This window comes from Streptomyces sp. NPDC032472, from assembly GCF_040636955.1.
Lineage (GTDB): Bacteria > Actinomycetota > Actinomycetes > Streptomycetales > Streptomycetaceae > Streptomyces.
Genome location: NZ_JBEZVK010000041.1, coordinates 44,535 through 66,952, shown reverse-complemented (window position 1 = coordinate 66,952; position 22,418 = coordinate 44,535). Strand labels below are relative to the sequence as shown.

Genomic DNA, 22,418 nt, shown 5'->3' with positions numbered 1-22,418 from the left:
CAGCCCCCGGCCGCCCCGCCGCAGCCGCCCGTACCGCCCGCCGCGCCGCCGCAGCCGCCTGTACCGCCGACCGCGCCCGCCGGACCGGCGGTCCCGCCGCCGGGGCAGCCCGCGTACGGCTACCCGCAGCCGCAGGGCTACGGCTACCCGCAGCAGGGCGCCCCGGGCCCCTACGGCGCGCCCACCGCCCCGATGCAGGCGGCCCAGCCGACCCCGCCCGCGGGCGGCGGCAGCCAGAAGAAGACCCAGCTGATGATCATCGGCGCGGCGGCGCTCGCCGTCGTCCTCATCGTCGCCGGCGGCCTCTGGTACGCCTCGGGCGACGGCGGCGGCAACGAGCCGGAGGCCAAGGGCGGCAGCACGGGCGCGAGCAGCCCCGCCGCCGGCACCGGCTCGGAGAAGGTGCCCGCCAGCACCAAGAGCCGGCCGCTGTTCAACCAGCCGAGCCCGGCGCCCGACGACCTCGTCTCCGTCCCCGGCTCCTGGCTGACCGACTCGGTGTACGCCAAAACCGACATCGGCAAGGTCGTCGGCTACAACCTCGTCGACGGCGGCAAGAAGTGGGAGCTGCCCTTCCCCGGCGAGATCTGCGGCGCGACCAAGCACGTCAGCGACAACAAGACCGCGGTGCTCTTCCGGGCGACCCAGTCGACCCCCGAGAACAAGTACCCCCAGTGCACCGAGGTCGGCGTCATCGACCTGAACGCCGGCAAGCTCCTGTGGCAGGGCAACGCCAAGGGCACCGCCACCGGCGACAAGCCCGCCGACCTCGAAGAGGTCACCCTCAGCGGCCAGACCGTCGCCGCGGCGGGCCTGCGCGGCGGCGCCGCCTGGAACCTCGCCGACGGCAAGTCCCTGTGGGCGCCGAAGCTCGAGGCCGACAACTGCCACGACGAGGGCTACGCGGGCGGCGAGGCCCTCGCCGTCATCCGCAAGTGCGGATCCATCGGCAACCAGACCGTCCTCGCCCAGAGCCTCGATCCGAAGACCGGCGCGGTCACCGCCTCGTACAAGCTCTCCGAGGGCATCGAGGACGCCTCGATCATCTCCACCAAGCCGCTGGTCGTCGCCGCCGACGTCGGCAAGACCGCCAAGAACGCCACCGGCATCAGCGACCTGTTCGTCATCGACGCCAAGGGCGAGCTGAAGGCGCGCATCTCCACGGCCTCCGGCAACCTCGGCGGCAAGTGCAGCATCACGTACGTGGAGAAGTGCACCAACATCGTCGTCGGCAACGGCAAGGTGTACGTGCCCTCGATCGAGCACCAGGGCGGCGACCCCACCTACCCCGGCCGCACCAACGAACTGCTCTCCTTCGACCTGGAGACCGGCAAGCAGACCAACGACAAGGCCGACGCGGGCGAGCGGTACACCATCTACCCGCTGCGCATGGACGGGCCCAACGTCATCGCCTACAAGGTGCCCCCGTACGACAAGGGCGGCCAGGTCGTCTCCATCGACGGCACGACGATGAAGGAGACCCTGCTGATGCAGAACCCGGCGGACAAGGCCAGCCGCGCCCTCGAGACGGCCTACTCGCCGGACTACTCCGAGTACCGGTACCACAACGGCAAGCTCTTCATGGCGCGCACCAACGTCAGGAAGCCGTACTCGCCGGGCGATCAGGAGTACCTGTTCGCCTCGTGGACCGCCGGCTGAGCAGGAGCCGAACCCCGGCCGTCCCACGGTCACCGCAGCCCCCGGAAGGTCCGCCTTCCGGGGGCTTCTGCGCGGTATCCGCCGCGCACCGTCGAACAAGCGTGTAGCTTGCCGGGGCAGAAGGGTCGGGGGTGGGAGCCCAATGGGCGTACGGGTCATGGTGGTCGACGAGCACCGGCTGCTGGCCGAGGCGCTCGCCTCGGCCCTGAAGCTGCGCGGGCACCGGGTGCTGGCCGCCGCCGCGCCGGCCGCGGGCGCCGCAGAGCTGGTCATCAGCCGGGCGCCGGAGGTCTGCCTGCTCGGCACGGCGACCCCGGCCGAGCCGGGGGTCTTCGAGCCGGTCGTCCGCATCAAGCGGGAGCGGCCGCAGATCGCGGTGGTGGTCCTCGGCCCGGTGCCGAGCCCGCGCGGGATCGCGGCCGCCTTCGCCGCGGGCGCCTCCGGGTACGTACGCCAGGACGAGCGCATCGAGGGCGTCGAGCGGGCCCTGGCCAAGGCGCGGGCGGGCGAGGCCGCGGTCTCCCCGCAGCTGCTGCAGGGGGCCTTCGCGGAGCTGCTGAACCCGGCGGTCCAGCCGGACGACGAGGGCAGCCGGCTGCTGCGGCTGCTCACCCCGCGCGAGGTGGAGGTGCTCGTCCGGGTCGCCGAGGGCGAGGACACCCGGCTGATCGCGGCGGGCATGGAGATCGCCCCGAGCACGGCGCGCACGCACGTGCAGCGGGTGCTGATGAAACTGGGCGTGGGCTCCCGGTTGGAGGCGGCCGCGCTGGCCGCCCGGACCGGTCTGCTGGAGCGGGCCGTGCTGCCGCGGACGGACGCCGATTTCCCCGGACGGCCGTAATCCGGTATGCCAGTGACCGGCACGTGCACGCATCGCGCGTGCGTTCCCCCGTGAGAGGCAGCAAACGAGTGAGCAAGACGACGGCGTCTTCCAAGTACATGGTCACCGGCGGTGCCGGCTACGTCGGCAGTGTCGTCGCGGCCCACCTCCTGGAGGCCGGCCACGAGGTCACCGTCCTCGACGACCTCTCCACCGGCTTCCGCGAGGGCGTCCCGGCCGGGGCCGCGTTCATCGAGGGCCGCATCCAGGACGCCGCCCAGTACCTGGACCCCTCCTACGACGCCGTGCTGCACTTCGCGGCGTTCTCCCAGGTCGGCGAGTCCGTCGCGAACCCGGCGAAGTACTGGGACAACAACGTCGGCGGCACCCTCGCCCTGCTGAACGCCATGCGCGGGGCGGGCGTGCGCAAGCTGGTCTTCTCCTCGACCGCGGCCACCTACGGCGAGCCCACCGAGGGCCTGCTGACGGAGGCGTCGGCGACCCGGCCCACCAACCCGTACGGCGCCTCCAAGCTGGCCGTGGACCATATGATCGCCGGCGAGTGCGCGGCGCACGGCGTGGCGGCGGTCTCGCTGCGCTACTTCAACGTCGCGGGCGCGTACGGGCAGTACGGCGAGCGGCACGACCCCGAGACGCACCTGATCCCGCTGGTGCTCCAGGTGGCCCTGGGCGAGCGGGCGGCGATCTCGGTGTTCGGCGAGGACTACCCGACGCCGGACGGCACCTGCATCCGCGACTACATCCACGTGGCCGACCTGGCGGAGGCCCACCTGGCCGCGCTGACGGCCGCCACCCCGGGCGAGCACCTGGTCTGCAACCTGGGCAACGGGGCCGGCTTCTCCGTCCGCGAGGTCATCGAGACCGTCCGCAAGGTCACCGGCCACGACATCCCGGAGGTCGTCGCGGAGCGCCGCGCCGGCGACCCGGCGGTGCTCGTCGCCTCGGCGCGGGCCGCGCAGGAGAGGCTCGGCTGGACCCCGTCCCGCCCGGACCTCACCGGCATCATCACCGACGCGTGGAACTTCACGCGCGCACTGCGTTCCTGACGCCGCGCCGCCCGCGCGCACCGCGGGCACCATCCGCCCCGTACCTCCCGCGCCCCCGCACTCCGTCGTGCCGGGGGCGCGGTGCGTGGGCGGCGTGTACGCGGGGTCGTACGCCGGGAGCGGTGCAGAGCCTCGGGTGCGTTGCGGGGGCGTGGGCCGAGCGGAGTGCGCCGTGGGCGGGCGCAGCGCGCGGGCGCCCGGCGTGCACACGCCGGGTGAAATGCCCCCCGTGCAACTGCCCGGGGCACCTCTTGGGCCGGAAACCGTCTTCCGGACCCGCAGGACCGTCGAAAACAGGCCACGGCAGGGCGCCTTGGAGACCGTGCAGCCGGAAAATCGCTCGGAAAACTTCTGCTATTCGGCCAACCGCGGGCCGCCGCCCGCTCTACGCTGATGCGTGACACCGGTGGGGGCCGGTGTTGATTCAGGGGTCGAGACACGCCGGGTACGGCGTCCGGTCCGGGGTAATGCAGAGATGTTGCGGCGGCGGCCGCGGCAGCTGCGGATCATCACCCGGTCCGGGCGCCGTACCCGCAGTCGTCCGTTCCCCGACCCTTGGGGGTTTTGTGGTTCGCATCCGAGTACTCGTGGTCGACGACCACCGCATCTTCGCCGAATCGCTCGCCGCGGCGCTCGCGGCCGAGCCCGACGTCGACGTGTCCGCGGCCGGCAGCGGCACCGCGGCGCTGCGCTGCCTGGAGCGCGCGGTGGCCGAGGGCCGCCGCTTCGACGTGCTCCTGGTCGACGCCGATCTCGGCGCCTCCGCCGGGTCGGTGCCCGCGCAGCGCGCCTCGGGCTCCGGGCCGCCACCGTCGTCCGGCACCGACGGGATCGCGCTGGTCGCGGGCGTGCGGGGCTCCCACCCCGCGGTCCGCACGATCGTCCTCGCCGAGCGCGACGACCCGCGCCGGGCCGCGGTCGCCCTGCAGGCGGGCGCCTCCGGCTGGGTGGCCAAGGACTGCTCGCTCTCCCGGCTGCTGGCCGTCATCCGCGGCGTGCTGCGCGAGGAGACCCATCTGCCGCCCGCGCTGCTGACCGGGGTGCTCCGGGAGCTGACGGCCGCGCGCAAGCACCGCAGTGACAGCGAGCGGCTCGTGGAGTCCCTCACGCCGCGCGAGCACGAGGTGCTGCGCTGCATGGTGGCGGGGCTCGGCCGCAAGGACGTCGCGGCCCGGCTGTTCCTGTCCCCGCACACCGTCCGCACGCACATGCAGAACGTGCTGGGCAAGCTGGGCGTGCACTCCACGCTCGCCGCGGTGGCGCTGGCCCGGCGGGCGGGCGTACGGCCGGCGGAGCTAGCCGGGGATGTTGTCGAACGGAGCGGTCAACTGGCGTAGCAGGGCGGCGAGGTCGGCGCGTTGGGCCTGCGAGAGCTGGGCCAGGATCGCCCGCTCCTGGGCCAGCAGCCCGGCGAGGGCCTGGTCGGCGCGGTCGCGGCCCTCGGGGGTCAGCCGGACCAGGACCCCGCGCCGGTCGTTGGGGTCGGGCAGCCGCTCGACGAGGCCCTTCTTGGCGAGCCGGTCGATGCGGTTCGTCATGGTGCCGGAGGTGACCAGAGTCTGCGTCAGCAACTGGCCGGGGGAGAGCTGGTAGGGCGCGCCGGCGCGCCGCAGGGAGGTCAGCACGTCGAACTCCCACGGCTCCAGGCCGTGCTCGGAGAAGGCCAGCCTGCGGGCGCGGTCGAGGTGGCGGGCGAGCCTGCTCACGCGGCTCAGCACTTCGAGCGGTTCCACGTCGAGGTCAGGGCGCTCCCGCCGCCATGCCGCGACCAATCGGTCGACCTCGTCCTCCATGCCGATCAGTGTAAGGGGTCTGTCGACGTGAAGTCTCTTGAATTCGAGATTCCAGGAGGTGTATATCTTGAAAACATGAATCTCGACGTCAAGATATATTTCGTTCGTCGATGGGCATGGAGGGGGCCGGAACCGCTTCCGCTTCCGCCCGACCCGCCAGCAGGGAGGCTCGAACATGCATTCCGATATCGCAGCGTCGGCCCGTATCCCCACGGCCACCACCCACGCCGCGCCCACCTGGGACCCCCAGCAGTACCTCCGGCACGCAGGACACCGAACCCGGCCCTTCCTCGATCTCCTGAACCGCATACCCGAACTCCCCACCCGCCCCGCCCGCATCGCCGACCTCGGCTGCGGCCCCGGCAACGTCACCGCCCTGCTCGCCGACCGCTGGCCCGAGGCCCACATCACCGGCTTCGACCTCTCCCCGGAGATGCTGCGCCGCGCCGACGCCGAGCACGCGGGACGCACCCCGGGCGGCGGCACCCTCGACTTCCGGCCGGCGGACATCGCCGGCTGGCTGCCCGAAGAGCCCTATGACCTGATCGTCTCCAACGCCGCACTCCAGTGGGTCCCCAGCCACCCCGGCTCCTTCGGCGCCTGGATCAACACACTGCGCCCCGGAGGCACCTTCGCCTTCCAGATCCCGGGCAACTTCACCGCACCCAGCCACGCCCTGCTCGCCCAGCTGTGCGACAGCCCGCGCTGGCGCGACCGGCTCGCCGGGCACGGCGCCCGCTACATCCACATCCTCGACCCCGCCGAATACCTCGCCCGCCTCACCGAGCTCGGCTGCACCGCCGACACCTGGGAAACCACGTACTACCAGCTGCTGCCCGGGCCCGACCCCGTCCTGGACTGGGTCAAGGGCACCGCCCTGCGGCCCGTCCTGACCGCCCTGGGCGACGACCGCAAGGCCGCCGAGGGCTTCCTCGCCGAATACCGCGACCTGCTGCGCGCCGCGTACCCGCCCGGGCCGCGCGGCACCGTCTTCCCGTTCCGCCGGATCTTCGCCGTCGCCGTCAAGGAGCACTGACCTTGCTGACCGCCGTCGACCACGTCCAGCTCGCAGCGCCGCCCGGCTCGGAGGACCGGCTCCGCGCGTATTACACCGACGTCCTGGGCATGGCCGAGATCCCCAAACCGCCCGTCCTCGCCGCCCGCGGCTGCTGGTTCGCCGCCGGATCCGTAACGCTCCACCTCGGCGTCGAGGAGGACTTCCACCCGGCCCGCAAGGCCCACCCGGGGCTGAGGGTGACGGGGATCGAGGAGTACGCCACCAGACTCGGGGAACGCGGTGCCACCGTCGTCTGGGACGACGACCTGCCAGGACACCGCCGCTTCTACTCCGAGGACCCCGTCGGCAACCGGCTCGAATTCCTCGAGCCCCTGACCCCGCCGGCCGGCGGCCTCCCGACCGGCTGACGCTGCACACGACGACGCCCCGCCCGCGCTTCCTGCGCAGGCGGGGCGCCGCCACGTCTCAGCTCTTGCGGTGGCCCACCAGGCGCGGCTTCGACTCCAGGCCGTCCAGCCCGTGCCAGGCCAGGTTCACCAGGTGCGCCGCGACCTCCGCCTTCTTCGGCCGGCGCACGTCCAGCCACCACTGCCCGGTCAGCGCCACCATCCCCACCAGCGCCTGCGCGTACAGCGGGGCCAGCTTCGGATCGAAGCCGCGCGCCTTGAACTCCAGACCCAGGATGTCCTCGACCTGCGTGGCGATATCGCTGATCAGCGAGGCGAACGTACCCGTCGACTGCGCCACCGGCGAATCCCGCACCAGGATCCGGAACCCGTCCGTGTAGGACTCGATGTAGTCCAGCAGCGCGAACGCCGCCTGCTCCAGCAGCTCCCGCGGATGACCGGCCGTCAGCGCACCCGTCACCATGTCCAGCAGCTGGCGCATCTCCCGGTCCACCACGACCGCGTACAGGCCCTCCTTGCCGCCGAAGTGCTCGTACACCACCGGCTTGGACACCCCGGCCTTCGCCGCGATCTCCTCCACCGACGTGCCCTCGAAGCCCTTCTCGGCGAACAGGGCGCGGCCGATGTCCAGCAGTTGCTGGCGCCGCTCGGCGCCCGTCATCCGGACCCGGCGACCTCGCCGGGGCTTGTCGCTGCTGGAAATGCTGCCGTCGATCGCCACGTCCCCCATCATGCCGCGTTCGCGGCGTTTTCCCTGCGTCGGGCATCGATGCGGGAGCCCGACGGCCAGCGCACGTCCGTGGCCCAGCCCGCCAGCTCGAACCAGCGGATCAGCCGGGCGCTGGAGTCGAGCTGCCCGCGCAGCACCCCGTGCCGGGCCGACGTCGGATCCGCATGGTGCAGGTTGTGCCAGGACTCCCCGCACGACAGCACCGCCAGCCACCACACGTTGCCCGAGCGGTCACGGGACTTGAACGGGCGCTTGCCGACCGCATGGCAGATCGAATTGATCGACCACGTGACGTGGTGCAGCAGCGCCACCCGCACCAGCGAGCCCCAGAAGAACGCCGTGAACGCCCCCCACCAGGACAACGTCACCAGGCCCCCCACCAGCGGCGGGATCGCCAGCGACAGCGCCGTCCACCCGATGAAGCCGCGACTGATCCGCCGGATCACCGGGTCCTTGACCAGGTCCGGGGCGTACTTCTGCTGGTCGGTCTGCTCCTCGTCGAACAGCCATCCCACGTGCGCCCACCACAGGCCCTTCAGCAGCGCCGGAAGCGTCTCCCCGAACCGCCACGGCGAATGCGGATCACCCTCGTGGTCGGAGAACCTGTGGTGCTTGCGGTGGTCCGCCACCCAGCGCACCAGCGGCCCCTCCACCGCCATCGAGCCCATCACCGCCAAGGCCACCCGCAGCGGCCGCTTGGCCTTGAACGAACCGTGCGTGAAATGCCGGTGGAAGCCGATCGTCACGCCGTGGCAGGTCAGGAAGTACATGAACGCCAACAGCCCCAGGTCCAGCCAGCTCGCCCCCTGGCCCCAGGCCAGCGGCACCGCCGCCAGCAGCGCCAGGAACGGGACGGTGATGAACAGCAGCAGCGCTACCTGCTCGACGGACCGTTTGCTCTCGCCGCCGAGCGTCGCGGACCGGGCGGAGGAGTCGGTGGGCGTGGAATCAGAGGGCGCCGAGGTGCCCTCGAACAGATCGGGACTGGTGGTCATGAGCGTCCCCTGGGGGGTGAGGAGGAGGCAGGGACCCGGGCTACGGATGCGTAACCTACGGCAACGTAAGTATGGCAAAGCGACAGCCCCCGGCAAGAGGGGCGCGGCCGGACAGACCACACCCACCCCGCACCCGCACACCACACCCACGCCTCACCCGCACCCCGCCCCCAGGCGCACCCCCGGACCGCCCGCCGCCCCCTGCACACGGGCCGCGCGCCGCCTGGTGAGACGGTCACCGGGCCCGAGGGGCCGGACACCTATCCTTGGTGTCGTCGGACAGCGCGGTCCGCACGGGCAGCCGAGCTGCGCACCAGGTGGGGACACCCCCGGAGCCGATCCGGGACGGCGCCTCCGCGCACCCGGAGCGCGCCCGCAGCCCACCTCCCCGTAGCGCTCGACCACTGCAAGGAGCCGCACCTGTGAGCAGTGCCGACCAGGCCTCCTCGGCCCAGGCCCCCACCCGGGCACAGGCCCCCTCCACCGCCGACACCTCCGCCAACGCGGAGCTGCGCGCGGACATCCGCCGCCTCGGCGACCTCCTGGGCGAGACCCTCGTCCGCCAGGAGGGCCAAGAACTCCTCGACCTCGTCGAGCGCGTCCGCGCCCTGACCCGCACCGACGGCGAGGCCGCCGCCGCGCTGCTCGGCGACACCGACCTGGAGACCGCCGCCAAGCTCGTACGCGCCTTCTCCACGTACTTCCACCTCGCCAACGTCACCGAGCAGGTCCACCGCGGCCGCGAACTGCGCGCCCACCGCGCCGCCGAAGGCGGCCTGCTGGCCCGCACCGCCGACATGCTCAAGGACGCCGACCCCGAGCACCTGCGCGAAACGGTCCGCAACCTCAACGTCCGGCCCGTCTTCACCGCACACCCCACCGAGGCCGCCCGCCGCAGCGTCCTCAACAAGCTGCGCCGCATCGCCGCCCTGCTGGAGGAACCCGCCTCCGGCGCCGGCGACCGCCGCCGCCACGACCTGCGCCTCGCCGAGAACATCGACCTCATCTGGCAGACCGACGAACTGCGCGTCGCCCGCCCCGAGCCCGCCGACGAGGCCCGCAACGCCATCTACTACCTCGACGAGCTGCACGCCGGCGCCGTCGGCGACGTCCTCGAAGACCTCGCCGCCGAACTCCAGCGCGTCGGCGTCGAACTTCCCCCCGGCACCCGCCCCCTCACCTTCGGCACCTGGATCGGCGGCGACCGCGACGGCAACCCCAACGTCACCCCCGAAGTGACCCGCGAGGTGCTGATCCTCCAGCACGAGCACGGCATCACCGACGCCCTCGAACTCATCGACTACCTGCGCGGCCTGCTCTCCAACTCCATCCGCTACACCGGCGCCACCGAGGAACTCCTCTCCTCCCTCCAGGCCGACCTCGAACGCCTCCCCGAAATCAGCCCCCGCTACAAGCGGCTGAACGCCGAGGAGCCGTACCGCCTCAAGGTCACCTGCATCCGGCAGAAGCTCCTCAACACCCGCCAGCGCCTCGCCAAGGGCACCCCCCACGAGGAAGGCCGCGACTACCTCGGCACCTCCGAGCTCCTCACCGACCTCACCCTCGTACAGACCTCCCTGCGCGAGCACCGCGGCGCCCTCTTCGCCGACGGCCGCATGGACCGCACCATCCGCACCATCGCCGCCTTCGGCCTGCAACTGGCCACCATGGACGTCCGCGAACACGCCGACGCCCACCACCACGCCCTCGGCCAGCTCTTCGACCGGCTCGGCGAGGAATCCTGGCGCTACGCCGACATGCCCCGCGACTACCGGCAGAAGCTCCTCGCCAAGGAACTCCGCTCCCGCCGGCCCCTCGCCCCCACCCCGGCCCCCCTCGACCCGGCCGGACAGAAGACCCTCGGCGTCTTCTTCACCATCAAGGACGCCTTCGAGAAGTTCGGCCCCGAGGTCATCGAGTCCTACATCATCTCGATGTGCCAGGGCGCCGACGACGTCTTCGCCGCCGCCGTCCTCGCCCGCGAAGCCGGCCTGATCGACCTCCACGCCGGCTGGGCCAAGATCGGCATCGTCCCCCTGCTGGAAACCACCGACGAACTGCGCGCCGCCGACGTCATCCTCGACGAGATGCTCGCCGACCCCTCCTACCGGCGCCTGGTCTCCCTGCGCGGCGACGTCCAGGAAGTCATGCTCGGCTACTCCGACTCCTCCAAGTTCGGCGGCATCACCACCAGCCAGTGGGAAATCCACCGCGCCCAGCGCCGGCTCCGCGACGTCGCCCACCGCCACGGCGTGCGGCTGCGGCTCTTCCACGGCCGCGGCGGCACCGTCGGCCGCGGCGGCGGCCCCTCCCACGACGCGATCCTCGCCCAGCCCTGGGCCACCCTCGAAGGCGAGATCAAGGTCACCGAACAGGGCGAGGTCATCTCCGACAAGTACCTCGTGCCCTCCCTCGCCCGCGAGAACCTCGAATTGACCGTCGCGGCCACCCTGCAGGCCTCCGCCCTGCACACCCGGCCCCGCCAGTCCCACGACGACCTCGCCCGCTGGGACGCGGCCATGGACATCGTCTCCGAGGCCGCCCACGCCGCCTACCGCGAGCTCGTCGAGGACCCCGACCTGCCCGCCTACTTCTTCGCCGCCACCCCCGTCGACCAGCTCGCCGACCTCCACCTGGGCTCCCGCCCCTCCCGCCGACCCGACTCCGGCGCCGGCCTCGACGGCCTGCGCGCCATCCCCTGGGTCTTCGGCTGGACCCAGTCCCGCCAGATCGTCCCCGGCTGGTACGGCGTCGGCTCCGGCCTGAAGGCCCTGCGCGAAGCCGGCCAGGACGGCGCCCTCTCCGAAATGGGCACCCGCTGGCACTTCTTCCGCAACTTCCTGTCGAACGTCGAGATGACCCTCGCCAAGACCGACCTGCGGATCGCCCAGCACTACGTCGACACCCTCGTCCCCGACGAACTCAAGCACGTCTTCGACCGCATCCGCGCCGAACACGAGCTCACCGTCCGCGAGGTCCTGCGCATCACCGGCGGCGAAAAGCTCCTCGACTCCCAGCCCGTGCTCCAGCAGACCTTCGCCGTACGCGACGCCTACCTGGACCCCATCTCCTACCTCCAGGTGTCCCTGCTCGCCCGCCAGCGCGCCGCCGCCACCCGCGGCGAAGCCCCCGACCCCGTCCTGTCCCGCGCCCTCCTCCTCACCGTCAACGGAGTGGCCGCAGGCCTGCGCAACACGGGCTGACCCCACGGTCGAACGAACGGCCGGTACCCGCGCCCGTCACACGACGTGATGACGAGCGCGGAGACCGGCCGCTACCGTTGTCTTCCAAGACCACGATGCCGTCCATGGGAGCAGCCATGACCGCTGAGTCGGTGCACGACTGGACGCGGCCGCCACTCGACGGCTACACCGTGGACGACCTGCTGACACTGCCGGACCTCCCGCGACACACCGAGCTGATCGACGGGAGCCTGGTCTTCGTGAGTCCGCAGCGCTACGTCCACTCCGCGCTGATCGACCTCCTGGTGAACCGTCTGCGGCGGAGCGCGCCGGACCACCTCAAGGTCGCGCGCGAGATGACCGTGGTGATCGACAAAAGGAACGGCACCGAGCCGGACATCTCCGTCATCCGGCGCGAGGCGCTCACAGACACGAGGCAGACCCACTTCTACGCAGCGGACGTCCTGCTGGCCGTCGAAGTGGTCTCACCGGAGTCCGAGGCCCGGGACACCGACGCCAAGCTCCGCAAATACGCCAGGGCCGGCATCCCGAACTACTGGATCGTCAAGGACGACGGCGACGAGGAGGTCGAGCCCGTCGTGTACCTCTACGAACTCGACCCGCACACCCGCGCGTACGTGTGCCAGGGCATCCACACGAAGCCGTTCCGTGTCGACCGGCCCTACCCGGCCGACCTCGACTTCGAAGGACTCGACGACCTGTAGCCCTCACGCGTTGTACGCGGACTGCGCGCGCTCCAGACCCTCCGTGACCAGGCACTCCACCGCGTCCGCCGCCCGGTCCACGAACCAGTCCAGGTCCTTGCGCTCCGCCGACGAGAAGTCCTTCAGCACGAAATCCGCCACCTGCATACGGCCCGGCGGACGGCCGATACCGCAGCGGACCCGGTGGTACTCCGGCCCCATCGACTTCGTCATCGACTTCAGACCGTTGTGCCCGTTGTCGCCACCGCCCAGCTTCAGGCGCAGCGTCGCGTAATCGATGTCCAGCTCGTCATGGACCGCGACGATCTGGTCCACCGGCACCTTGTAGAAGTCACGCAGCGCCGTCACCGGCCCGCCCGACAGGTTCATGAACGACATCGGCTTCGCCAGCACCACCCGCCGGTTCGCCGGCCCCGGCGGCCCGATCCGGCCCTCCAGCACCTGCGCCCGCGCCTTGTGCGCCTTGAACTTGCCGCCGATCCGCTCCGCCAGCAGGTCCACCACCATGAAACCGATGTTGTGGCGGTTGCCGGCGTACTCACCGCCCGGGTTGCCCAACCCGACCACCAGCCAGGGGCTCGACTCGTCCGACATTCCTGCTCGCTCCTCTGCACATGGGACGACCGCCGTCCCGCTCCAGTGGAGCCGGACGGCGGTCGGTCGGCAAACGCGACGGGGAGGCTCAGGCCTCCGCGCCCTCCTCAGCGGCCTCGGCGGCCGGCTCCTCGGCCTGCGCGGAGACGACCTGCAGGACGACGGCGTCGCCCTCGGTCACCAGGGAGACGCCCGACGGCAGCGCGATGTCCTGCGCCAGGACGGACGCACCCGCGGCCAGACCCTCGACGGAGACCGTCAGGGGCTCGGGCAGGTGGGTGGCCTCGGCCTCGACCGACACCGTGGCGAGGACGTGCTCCAGCAGGTTGCCACCGGCGGCCAGGTCACCCTCGGTGTGAACCGGAACCTCGACCGTGACCTTCTCGCCCTTCTTGACGGCGAGGAAGTCGACGTGGTCGACGGTGCGCTTGATCGGGTCCTTCTGGACGGCCTTGGGGATGACCAGCTCGGTGCCCTCGCCCGCGATGTCCAGGGAGATCAGGACGTTCGGGGTCTTCAGCGCCATCGTCAGGGCGTGGCCCTCGACCGACACGTGCTTGGGGGCCTCGCCGTGGCCGTAGATGACCGCCGGGATCTGCTTGTTGCGGCGGGTGGCACGGGCGGCGCCCTTGCCGAAGACGGTGCGGAGCTCAGCGGAGAGCTTGACCTCGGACATGTTCACTCCTCGTGGGGTGACGGAACGGACAACGGTCACCCGGCCACGAAACGGCCTGCTACGAAGAGCGCGTCGATAACGGAGCGCCCGCACCAAAAGGCGCGGCCTCCCTCGCCGAGCAACTCGAAGAGTCTACCCGGCGGGGAGGCCGCACCCAAAAGGATCACGCGCCGACCGGCACCGACCCCTCCACGCCTACATGCCTACCGCAGCGGTTACTGCTGCTCCTCGAAGAGGCTGGTCACCGAGCCGTCCTCGAAGACCTCACGGACCGCACGCGCCACCATCGGGGCGATCGACAGGACCGTGATCTTGTCGAGCTCCAGGTCGGACGGGTCCGGCAGGGTGTTCGTGAAGATGAACTCGCTCACCTTCGAGTTCTTCAGGCGGTCGGCCGCCGGGCCCGACAGGATGCCGTGCGTCGCGGTCACGATGACGTCCTCCGCGCCGTGCGCGAAGAGCGCCTCGGCAGCGGCGCAGATCGTGCCACCGGTGTCGATCATGTCGTCGACCAGGACACAGACACGGCCCTTGACCTCACCGACGACCTCGTGGACGGTCACCTGGTTGGCGACGTCCTTGTCACGGCGCTTGTGCACGATTGCCAGCGGCGCGTCCAGACGGTCGCACCAGCGGTCGGCGACACGCACACGGCCGGCGTCCGGGGAGACGATCGTGAGCTTCGTACGGTCCACCTTGGCGCCCACGTAGTCCGCGAGGACCGGCAGGGCCGACAGGTGGTCCACCGGGCCGTCGAAGAAGCCCTGGATCTGGTCGGTGTGCAGGTCCACCGTCAGGATCCGGTCCGCACCGGCCGTCTTCAGCAGGTCCGCGACCAGGCGCGCCGAGATCGGCTCGCGACCCTTGTGCTTCTTGTCCTGGCGGGCGTACCCGTAGGACGGGATGATCACGGTGATCGAGCGGGCCGACGCGCGCTTCAACGCGTCGATCATGATCAGCTGCTCCATGATCCACTTGTTGATCGGAGCCGTGTGGCTCTGGATCAGGAAGCAGTCCGCACCACGCGCCGACTCCTGGAAGCGGACGTAGATCTCACCGTTCGCGAAGTCGAAGGCCTTCGTCGGCACGAGGGCGACGCCCAGCTGGTGCGCAACCTCCTCGGCCAGCTCGGGGTGGGCGCGGCCGGAGAAGAGCATCAGCTTCTTCTCGCCGGTCGTCGAGATCCCGGTCACAGCACAGTCTCCTCAGACGTGTTGAAAAGCTGCTCGCCCCCGTGTGCGTCCGTCCCGCACACGGTGAAGCCAGCCGAATTGCGTGCACGTATCACGGTACGCCGTCTCCGACGTCCCTGTTTCCGGTCAGTTCACCTGAAGGGCACCTCAGCCCTCCGCGGAGTCCTCCTGGACCGCCGACTGAGCCGCCGACGCGGCAGCACTTCCCGGACGCTTGCGGGCCACCCAACCCTCGATATTCCGCTGCTGACCGCGTGCCACGGCCAGCGCGCCGGGCGGCACATCCTTCGTGATCACCGAGCCGGCCGCCGTGTACGCGCCATCCCCGATGGTGACGGGTGCCACAAACATGTTGTCCGAGCCCGTCTTGCAGTGTGAGCCGATCGTCGTGTGGTGCTTGTGCTCGCCGTCGTAGTTCACGAAGACGCTCGCCGCGCCGATGTTCGAGTACTCGCCGATCGTCGCGTCACCCACGTACGACAGGTGCGGCACCTTCGTGCCCTCGCCGATCACCGCGTTCTTCATCTCCACGAACGTGCCGGCCTTCGCCTTCAGCTCCAGCCGCGTCCCCGGACGCAGGTACGCGAACGGGCCCACCGACGCCGACTCGCCCACCACGGCCGAATCGGCCACCGTGTTGTCCACACGGGCGCGCGGACCCACCACGGTGTCCTTCAGCCGCGTGTTCGGACCCACCTCGGCCCCCTCGGCGATGTGCGTGGCACCCAGCAGCTGCGTGCCCGGGTGCACCACCGCGTCCTGGCCGAAGGTCACCGTCACGTCCACGAGCGTGCTCGCCGGATCCACCACGGTCACGCCGGCGAGCATCGCCCGCTCCAGCAGCCGCGCGTTCAGCAGCGCACGGGCCTCCGCGAGCTGGACGCGGTTGTTGATGCCCAGGATCTGGCGGTGGTCGCTGCCGACGGACGCACCGACCCGGTGACCCGCCTCGCGCAGGATCCCCAGCACGTCGGTGAGGTACTCCTCGCCCTGGCTGTTGTCGGTACGGACCTTGCCCAGCGCATCGGCCAGCAGGGCGCCGTCGAACGCGAAGACCCCGGAGTTGATCTCACGGATCGCGCGCTGCTCGTCGGTGGCGTCCTTGTGCTCGACGATCGCGGTGACGGCGCCCGTCTCCGGGTCGCGGACGATGCGGCCGTAGCCGGTGGAGTCCGGAACCTCGGCGGTCAGGACGGTGACGGCGTTGCCGTCGGCCCCGTGGGTCGCGACCAGGGCGCCGAGGGTCTCGCCGGTCAGCAGCGGGGTGTCGCCGCAGACCACGATCACGGTGCCGTCGACGGAGCCGCCGAGCTCCTGGAGGGCCATGCGGACGGCGTGGCCGGTGCCGTTCTGCTCGTACTGGACGGCCGTGCGCACGTCGGCGTCGACGGCGGTGAGGTGCGCGGTGACCTGCTCGCGGGCGTGGCCGACGACGACCACGAGGTGCTCGGGGTCCAGCTCGCGCGCGGCGGCGACGACGTGCCCCACGAGCGAACGCCCGCAGATCTCGTGCAGAACCTTGGGAGTGGCCGACTTCATGCGGGTGCCCTCACCCGCTGCGAGGACGACGACGGCTGCCGGGCGGTTGGCGCTCACGGGTGTGCCCTTCGGCTTCGGGGGTGGACCTGTGAAGGATACCGGGGCGTTAAGGGCCGGAAACGAGGGCGGGTCCCGACCTTCCGGTCAGGACCCGAACGTGAGCTTTGTATTCCCTGAGCTCCCGGAGAAGGATTCGAACCCTCATTCAATGGACCAAAACCATTTGTCCTGCCCTTAGACGATCCGGGATGGTTCGCCCTCTATGTCCGATTTTGTTGATCGGCTTCGGACACAGCCCCTACTATGCCGCACCACCAGCCTTCAATGCGACGGTACAGCTCGGCGCTTTGCAGGACGCGGATGGCGAGGCAGCCGTAGTAGTCCTCGCCGGTGTGCTTGCGGCTGGTCTTGGGGTTGTGCCGTTTGAGGGCGGTCGTGAGGAACTTTCCCGAGTCGGCGCCCACGAGGTCCGCCCAGAAGAGTTCCGCGGCGGCTGTGTCGGCGGTTTCGTGGATGGCGACGTTGAAGCGGATGTGCTCGCCGCTGACGCCGAGCAGACGGAGCCAGGCGAGGTAGACCCGGACCATGTCGGGGTCGCTGTTGACGAAGATTGCACGCTCGCGCCGCTCGTAGGCCTTGTCCTTGCTGCCCTCCGACCAGTAGAGCCCGACGCCGATGAGGAACAGCTCCCGATCCGAGATCGAGCCGATCTCGCGGGCCGCGTCCCGCTTGGTCTGGAGTCTTTCCTCGTCGCGCATCTCGAGGGTCCGCTCCCAACCGCGTCGCGCCGCGGCGGTGGCTTCCTCCTTGGTCCGCTGCCGGTCCGGCTTCGGCAGGTCGCGGACCCACAGGGAGATCGAGCTCTTCGAACAGCCCAGTTCGAGCTGGATCTCGTCGTAGGTCATGCCCTGGAGGCGGAGCTCGCGGGCGCGGGCGCGGAGGTCGTCCTTGGCGTTGGGTCGCTTCGTCCATTCGGGGGCCGGCTCGCCTTGGAGGAGGCGGTTCAGGATCTCGCCGTTGTGCACGCAGAGGCGGTCGCGGATCTGGCGGCGGCTGAGGCCCTCGCGGCGCAGGGCTACCGCCTGCTCGCGCAGGGCTTCGAAGTCCGAGTATTTGCTCATGCCGCTACCTTCGTCCGGAATGTGGGATTCAGGTCTCGTCGCATGGGCGATTCAGTCGGACGTGCGATTACCGCGGGTTTGCGGGAATTCCGCTCGCGGGTGTGCTGGGGGCGCTGCGTACGCTGAGGGCATGACCAGTGCGGGGGATCAGCAGGGCGGGGCCGGTCGGGACGGGCCCCTGTGGTGGGAGCGGCGGCGGGGGGCCGTCCTTGATGTGGGGCTCGGGGCGCTGTCGGCCCTGGAGTGTGCGTTCGAGGGGGTGGACTTCGCCCGGGAGGGCGGGCTGCCGACCGTCGCGGGGGTGCTGTTCGGGGTTGCCGTGGGGTCCGTGTTGGTGCTGCGGCGGCGGTGGCCGATCGCCGTGGTGCTGGTCGGGATCGGCGTGGCGCCGGCCGCGATGGGGTTCCTGCTCAGCGTCATCGGGCTGTACACGCTGGCCGCCTGCGAGGTGCCCCGGCGGATCACCGCGACGCTCGCCTCGATGTCGTTGCTGGCCACCTTCGTGGTCACTTACCTGCGCACCACCGGAGAGACCGGGACCACCCCCACCCTCGTGGTGGTGCTGTCGGTGTTCATGGCGGTGGCCCTCAATGTGCCGCCCGTGTTGTTGGGGCTGTACATAGGGGCCCGGCGGCGGCTGATGGAGAGCCTGCAGGAGCGGGCCGACTCGTTGGAGCGGGAGCTGTCGCTGCTGGCGGACCGGGCGGAGGAGCGGGCCGAGTGGGCCCGTACCGAAGAGCGGACCCGGATCGCGCGGGAGATGCACGACGTGGTCGCGCACCGGGTGTCGCTGATGGTGGTGCACGCGGCGGCGCTGCAGGCGGTGGCGCCCAAGGATCCGGCGAAGGCGGCGAAGAACGCGGCGTTGGTGGCGGACATGGGCCGGCAGGCGCTGACGGAGCTGCGGGAGATGCTGGGGGTGCTGCGGGCGCCCGCCTCGTCCAGGCCGGTGCCCGCTCAGGCGGCTGCCGGTGTGGCGGCGGTCGTGTCGGCCGTGGCCGCCGGGGGTTTCGAGGAGGGGCCGACGCTGGCGGAGCTGGAGGCGCTGGTCGGGCAGTCCCGTGCCGCCGGGATGGTGGTGGAGCTGGACGTGCGCGGGACGGGGCCCGGCTATCCGGCGGAGGTGGAGCAGACCGCGTACCGGGTGGTGCAGGAGGCGCTGACCAACTGCCACAAGCATGCGCCGGGTGCCGAGGTGGTGGTGCGGCTCGCCCATCGGGAGGGCGAGGTGGCGATGCAGGTGGAGAACGGGCCCGGCGCGGCGGGTGTGGCCCGGCCGGAGCTGCCCAGCGGGGGCAACGGCCTGGTGGGGATGCGGGAGCGGGTCGTCGGGCTCGGCGGGGTGTTCGTCTCCGGCCCGACGGACTCCGGCGGGTTCAGGGTTTCGGCGGTGCTGCCCGGCGGGCGGCCCTGAGGTGCCTGCGGCCTTACGGGGCCATGGTCAGGCGGGTCGGCTGCAGGCCCGTCAGGAGCAGGGTGAGGGCCTCGTCCATGCCGGCGCCGAGGTACCAGTCGCCGGTGTGGTCGATGGCGTAGACCCGGCCTTCCTGGTCGATGGCCAGGTGGGAGCCGCCGTCGGAGTCGACGCCGAGGGGGCACAGCTGTGTGGACAGGGCGCGGCCGAGGTCGGCGAAGGTGCGGGCGAGGTGGAGGCCGGTCAGGGGGTCCAGGCGTACCGGGACGGGGGCTATCTGGCGGCCGGGCCCGGGCGCTTTGACGGTGAGGCCGCCGAATTCGGCCCATGCCTCGACGGCGGCGGGGAAGACGGTGTGGCGGTGTCCGGCCGGGGTGGTGTGGTCGCGCAGTGCGTCGGCCCAGTACTCGGCCTGTTTGATGTCCCAGCGGCCGGGCTCCCAGCCGGCGGTGCGCAGGGCTTGGTCCACGGTGGAGGGGAACCGGGTGGCCGAGGAGCGGTCGTAGGAGGCGGAGGAGATGGTCATGGTCGTGGTGGTCAGGCTTTCTCTGACGCGGGTGTGAGGTCGACGTGGCGTACGCCGAAGTGGGCGAGGAGGGCCTCGCAGGAGCGGCAGGGCGGTGCGTAGGTGCCGTGGAGTGGGTCGCCGTCCTCGCGGATGCGGCGGGCCGTGATCTTGGAGTTTTTCAGGGAGCGGCGTGCCTCGCCGGCGGTGAGGGGTTTGCGGGAGGCGCGTTTGCTGCGGGCGCCTTCGGCGGTGGCGAGGTGGCGGGAGACGAGGATGGCCTCGGGACATCGCCCGGTGAACCGTTCACGCTGGCCGCTGGTGAGGGTGTCGAGGAAGTCCTGTACGAGGGGGTGCAGGACGGGTGGCTGGTCGGCTTTGCCGGCGGTGCCGGTGAGGGTTTCGCCGCGTACGGAGAGGGCGGCGGCGACGGTGGGGAGGATGCCGTCGCGGCGGAAGCGGGGTACGGGTGCGGTGGAGCGGGCGTCGGTGCCGCTCCAGCGCAGGCGGGGATCTCCGGCGGGGCCGGCTGCGGCTGAGCCGCCGTCGGGTGTGCCCGTGCGTGTCGCTGTGTTCTGCATGGTCGCTTCTTCCCTCCCGTGGCTGCGGTGGTGGCCGCTGTTGCGCACGCCCCCGTGCTGCGGGGACAGCCTGTCAAATGTCCTCTGCCGTGTGGAACCGGGGTCGAATATTCGTATCAATTCGGATGTTCCCGGCCGTCGTGCGGGTGCGGGGCTTGCGGGCGGGGGCCGCTCTTGCCGGAGCACATAGGCTGTGGTGAACCAGCCAGATCCAGCAGGGGGCTACCGCCATGACGACAGGTCGGCTCGGGCAGCACGCCGCGCCACCCAACGCCGCGTACTCGGGGCAGGTCGTGCATTTCCCGGACCCGGTCCGGGCCGCGCGGCATCCTCATGGAGTGCGGATGGGCGCTCAGGGACATCCCGACTTCGCGCCGTACGCGCGGGCGGCGGTGGAGATCGCCGAGCCGCCCGAGGGCTTCGGTGTGGACGAGCTGCGGCTGACGGACTACGTGTCCGCGAATGCGGCCATGCATGCTGCCGGGCACGCCCTGTGGGACACGGTCGGCCCGGTGGCGACCCCGCACGGCTGGACGTGGCACCACGTGGCCGGGACGCGGCGGATGGAGCTGGTTCCGGTCGAGGTGAAGGCGCTGTTGCGGCATCACGCGGGCCTGGCCACTGCTCCGGTGGACCACGAGAAGCGCGGGACGCGGCCGTTGCAGGAGTTGCGTCCGGTGCATCTGGCGCTGCCGAAGACGGGTGTGGCGGTGACGGAGGAGCAGGTCCAGGGGATCGAGGAGGATCTCGGCTACCGGTTGCCGGAGGCGTACCGCTCGTTCCTGAAGGCGGCGGGTGGCTGTGCGCCGGTCGGTGCCGGGTTGGACGTGGACCTGGGGCTGCTGGTGGACCAGCCGTTCTTCACGGTGCGTGAGGAGGCCGCGGTCAATGACCTGGTGTACGTCAACAAGTGTCTGCGCGACCACCTGACGAAGGCCTACCTGTGCGTCGCGTTCGTCCAGGGCGGGCTGCTGGCGGTGAAGGTGAAGGGTGAGGGCATCGGTTCGGTGTGGTTCTCCCCGTACGACGACGGGCGCGATCGGGACGGCTGGGCGGTCCAGGAGCGCGTGGAGCGGCTGCTGCTGCCGTGCGGTGCCGATTTCGATGCCTTTCTCGAGCGGTTGGCGGGAAATCCACCGGAGTTGGAGACGGTGGCCGGTCTGATGGTGGACGGCGGATTCGCGCGTTCGGTTCCGGTGGCTGCACCGGTGGAGGGATGACGGCGCGATGGTGACGTTTGCGCAGGCGCAGGAGCGCGCCGAGGAGTGGATCAACGGTGATGTGCCGCCGTACCAGCACCGTGAGGTGCGGGTGCGGGAGTTCGGGCTCGGGTTCGTGGTGTGGGCCGAGGACCGGGCGGGCGGGCCGGTGTCGGGGGGTGGCCGGCAGCGGCTGGTGATCGCCCGGGACAGCGGTGAGGTCACGTTGTGGCCGGGGCTGCCGGTGGGTGAGGTCATCCGCCGGTACGAGGAGGAGTACGGGGCTGCCGCCGCGCCCGCGGCGGAGGCTTCGGTGCCGACGCCGCGTATCGACTCCGAGCAGACCTCTTTCATGCTGAGTCCGCCGGAGTGGCTGCAGGAGGCTGCGGACCGGGCGGGGATTGCGCCGGCTGCGGGTTCGGGTGCCGGTGCGGCTTCCGTGCCGGCCGCGGCTTCGGGTGGCGGGGCCGAGTCGCTGTCGGCTCCTGTGGTGGAGCCCGAGCCGGTGGCCGTGGCGCCGGAGCCGGTGCCGCTGCGCCGTGAGGTGCCGTACGAGCCGACCGCGAACGAGGGGGTGCCGGCCGGGGCCACGCCGTGGGCGGGCACCGATGTGAACCCGGGTGCGGACGACGCGTCCGTGCCGCTGCCGGCGACGGTGTTCGCGCCGCCGCTGTCGGGTTCGGACCTGGAGGACCTGCCGTCGCCGCCGTCGGAGTCCTCCGAGGCCAGGACCCAGCTGATGGCCGGGGGCAGTCAGCTTCCGAAGACCGCGATCGCGCCCGCGCTGGACCTGGGTGCCGGTGCGCCGCCGATGCCTGCGGGTGGCCCGGTGCCTGCCGCTCCCTCCGCCCCTGTTGCGGGGCCTGCCGTGCCTGCGCCCGGGTCGCCGGAGGCGCTGGCCCAGGAGCCCACGAGCCGGGCCCAGGTCTCCCCGCCGGGTGCGCCGCCGGTGGCGCCGCCGGCGCCGCCCGGGGCTCCGGGTGCCGCTGCCACGGCCCAGCCGCCGGTGCCTCCGGGTGCTCCGGGTGCTCGCGGTGCGGGTCAGCCGCCTGCGCCTCCGGGGCCGCCCGGTGCGCCGTCGATGGGGCGTGGGCTGGACCATGCCGCGACGATGCTGGCGGGTCCGGCCGTGGTGGGTGGGCCTCCGGCTCCTCCCGGTCCGCCTGGTGCGCCTGGTGGTGGCGGTGCGGGTCAGCCGCC

20 protein-coding genes, 1 tRNA gene and 1 pseudogene are annotated in these 22,418 nt (G+C 71.5%); 11 read left to right on the top strand and 11 right to left on the bottom strand.

Annotation, left to right across the window (positions count from 1 at the left end; translation table 11 throughout):
• The 4 genes from AB0F11_RS25635 to AB0F11_RS25620 all read left to right on the top strand — a co-directional run.
• The coding region (locus tag AB0F11_RS25635; protein WP_362178063.1) for a PQQ-binding-like beta-propeller repeat protein at positions 1-1,659 on the top strand (1,659 nt) is incomplete at its 5' end.
• A 142-nt stretch (positions 1,660-1,801) separates the two neighbouring features.
• Entirely contained in the window at positions 1,802-2,500 is a 699-nt protein-coding gene (locus AB0F11_RS25630) for a LuxR C-terminal-related transcriptional regulator (RefSeq protein WP_362178060.1), read from the top strand.
• Positions 2,501-2,598: 98 nt separating this feature from the next.
• Positions 2,599-3,546: a UDP-glucose 4-epimerase GalE gene (gene galE / locus AB0F11_RS25625; protein WP_362178080.1), complete on the top strand. Its 948-nt coding sequence runs from the start codon at positions 2,599-2,601 to the stop codon at positions 3,544-3,546.
• A gap of 566 nt (positions 3,547-4,112) precedes the next feature.
• On the top strand, positions 4,113-4,883 hold the full coding sequence (locus tag AB0F11_RS25620; RefSeq protein ID WP_362178058.1) for a response regulator transcription factor: 771 nt from the start codon (positions 4,113-4,115) through the stop codon (positions 4,881-4,883).
• Here AB0F11_RS25620 and AB0F11_RS25615 read toward each other — a convergent pair.
• Positions 4,842-5,339, bottom strand: coding sequence for a MarR family transcriptional regulator (locus AB0F11_RS25615; protein ID WP_362178055.1), 498 nt, complete (start codon positions 5,337-5,339; stop codon positions 4,842-4,844). The genes AB0F11_RS25620 and AB0F11_RS25615 overlap by 42 nt on opposite strands.
• 175 nt (positions 5,340-5,514) lie before the next feature.
• Between AB0F11_RS25615 and AB0F11_RS25610 the strand changes: the two genes are divergently transcribed.
• Positions 5,515-6,375 carry a trans-aconitate 2-methyltransferase gene (locus AB0F11_RS25610; RefSeq protein ID WP_362178053.1) on the top strand — a complete coding sequence of 287 codons (861 nt, stop codon included), beginning with the start codon at positions 5,515-5,517 and terminating at the stop codon, positions 6,373-6,375.
• Positions 6,376-6,377: 2 nt separating this feature from the next.
• On the top strand, positions 6,378-6,764 hold the full coding sequence (locus AB0F11_RS25605; protein ID WP_362178050.1) for a VOC family protein: 387 nt from the start codon (positions 6,378-6,380) through the stop codon (positions 6,762-6,764).
• A 58-nt stretch (positions 6,765-6,822) separates the two neighbouring features.
• On the opposite strand, the gene AB0F11_RS25600 is transcribed toward AB0F11_RS25605, so the two are convergent.
• Both AB0F11_RS25600 and AB0F11_RS25595 read right to left on the bottom strand, forming a co-directional pair.
• The gene (locus AB0F11_RS25600; RefSeq protein WP_361904535.1) at positions 6,823-7,494 is read right to left on the bottom strand and encodes a TetR/AcrR family transcriptional regulator; all 672 of its coding nucleotides are present in this window, start codon (positions 7,492-7,494) and stop codon (positions 6,823-6,825) included.
• On the bottom strand, positions 7,494-8,489 hold the full coding sequence (locus tag AB0F11_RS25595; protein ID WP_362178047.1) for an acyl-CoA desaturase: 996 nt from the start codon (positions 8,487-8,489) through the stop codon (positions 7,494-7,496). The genes AB0F11_RS25600 and AB0F11_RS25595 overlap by 1 nt, the downstream gene beginning before the upstream one ends.
• Positions 8,490-8,998: 509 nt before the next feature.
• On the opposite strand from AB0F11_RS25595, the gene ppc reads away from it, so the two are divergent.
• Entirely contained in the window at positions 8,999-11,692 is a 2,694-nt protein-coding gene (ppc, locus tag AB0F11_RS25590) for a phosphoenolpyruvate carboxylase (RefSeq protein ID WP_362178077.1), read from the top strand.
• Positions 11,693-11,808: 116 nt separating this feature from the next.
• Positions 11,809-12,396, top strand: a complete 588-nt coding sequence (locus tag AB0F11_RS25585; RefSeq protein WP_362178044.1) for a Uma2 family endonuclease — start codon at positions 11,809-11,811, stop codon at positions 12,394-12,396.
• Between the two features lie 3 nt (positions 12,397-12,399).
• Here the strand turns inward: AB0F11_RS25585 and pth are convergent, their stop codons facing one another.
• The 6 genes from pth to AB0F11_RS25555 form a co-directional block, all read right to left on the bottom strand.
• Positions 12,400-12,990, bottom strand: coding sequence for an aminoacyl-tRNA hydrolase (gene pth, locus AB0F11_RS25580; protein WP_362178041.1), 591 nt, complete (start codon positions 12,988-12,990; stop codon positions 12,400-12,402).
• A gap of 88 nt (positions 12,991-13,078) precedes the next feature.
• On the bottom strand, positions 13,079-13,666 hold the full coding sequence (locus AB0F11_RS25575; RefSeq protein WP_362178038.1) for a 50S ribosomal protein L25/general stress protein Ctc: 588 nt from the start codon (positions 13,664-13,666) through the stop codon (positions 13,079-13,081).
• Between the two features lie 215 nt (positions 13,667-13,881).
• The gene (locus tag AB0F11_RS25570) at positions 13,882-14,859 is read right to left on the bottom strand and encodes a ribose-phosphate diphosphokinase (RefSeq protein WP_362178035.1); all 978 of its coding nucleotides are present in this window, start codon (positions 14,857-14,859) and stop codon (positions 13,882-13,884) included.
• Between the two features lie 147 nt (positions 14,860-15,006).
• Complete coding sequence (glmU, locus tag AB0F11_RS25565; protein ID WP_362178033.1) at positions 15,007-16,455, bottom strand: bifunctional UDP-N-acetylglucosamine diphosphorylase/glucosamine-1-phosphate N-acetyltransferase GlmU; 1,449 nt, start codon at positions 16,453-16,455, stop codon at positions 15,007-15,009.
• 121 nt (positions 16,456-16,576) lie between these two features.
• Positions 16,577-16,647, bottom strand: a tRNA-Gln gene (locus tag AB0F11_RS25560).
• Positions 16,648-16,658: 11 nt separating this feature from the next.
• On the bottom strand, positions 16,659-17,519 hold the full coding sequence (locus tag AB0F11_RS25555; RefSeq protein WP_362178030.1) for a hypothetical protein: 861 nt from the start codon (positions 17,517-17,519) through the stop codon (positions 16,659-16,661).
• Between the two features lie 130 nt (positions 17,520-17,649).
• On the opposite strand from AB0F11_RS25555, the gene AB0F11_RS25550 reads away from it, so the two are divergent.
• Positions 17,650-18,933 (top strand): histidine kinase, encoded by a 1,284-nt coding sequence (locus tag AB0F11_RS25550; RefSeq protein ID WP_362178028.1) that lies wholly within the window; start codon positions 17,650-17,652, stop codon positions 18,931-18,933.
• A 13-nt stretch (positions 18,934-18,946) separates the two neighbouring features.
• On the opposite strand, the gene AB0F11_RS25545 is transcribed toward AB0F11_RS25550, so the two are convergent.
• Both AB0F11_RS25545 and AB0F11_RS25540 read right to left on the bottom strand, forming a co-directional pair.
• A complete protein-coding gene (locus tag AB0F11_RS25545) occupies positions 18,947-19,459 on the bottom strand; it encodes an SUKH-3 domain-containing protein (RefSeq protein ID WP_362178025.1) in 513 nt (170 codons plus the stop codon).
• An 11-nt stretch (positions 19,460-19,470) separates the two neighbouring features.
• Positions 19,471-20,019, bottom strand: coding sequence for a YwqJ-related putative deaminase (locus AB0F11_RS25540; RefSeq protein WP_362178022.1), 549 nt, complete (start codon positions 20,017-20,019; stop codon positions 19,471-19,473).
• 230 nt (positions 20,020-20,249) lie between these two features.
• Between AB0F11_RS25540 and AB0F11_RS25535 the strand changes: the two genes are divergently transcribed.
• Positions 20,250-21,239 (top strand): SMI1/KNR4 family protein, encoded by a 990-nt coding sequence (locus AB0F11_RS25535; protein WP_362178019.1) that lies wholly within the window; start codon positions 20,250-20,252, stop codon positions 21,237-21,239.
• A gap of 7 nt (positions 21,240-21,246) precedes the next feature.
• A pseudogene (locus AB0F11_RS25530) lies at positions 21,247-22,418 on the top strand (hypothetical protein); the annotation flags it as partial.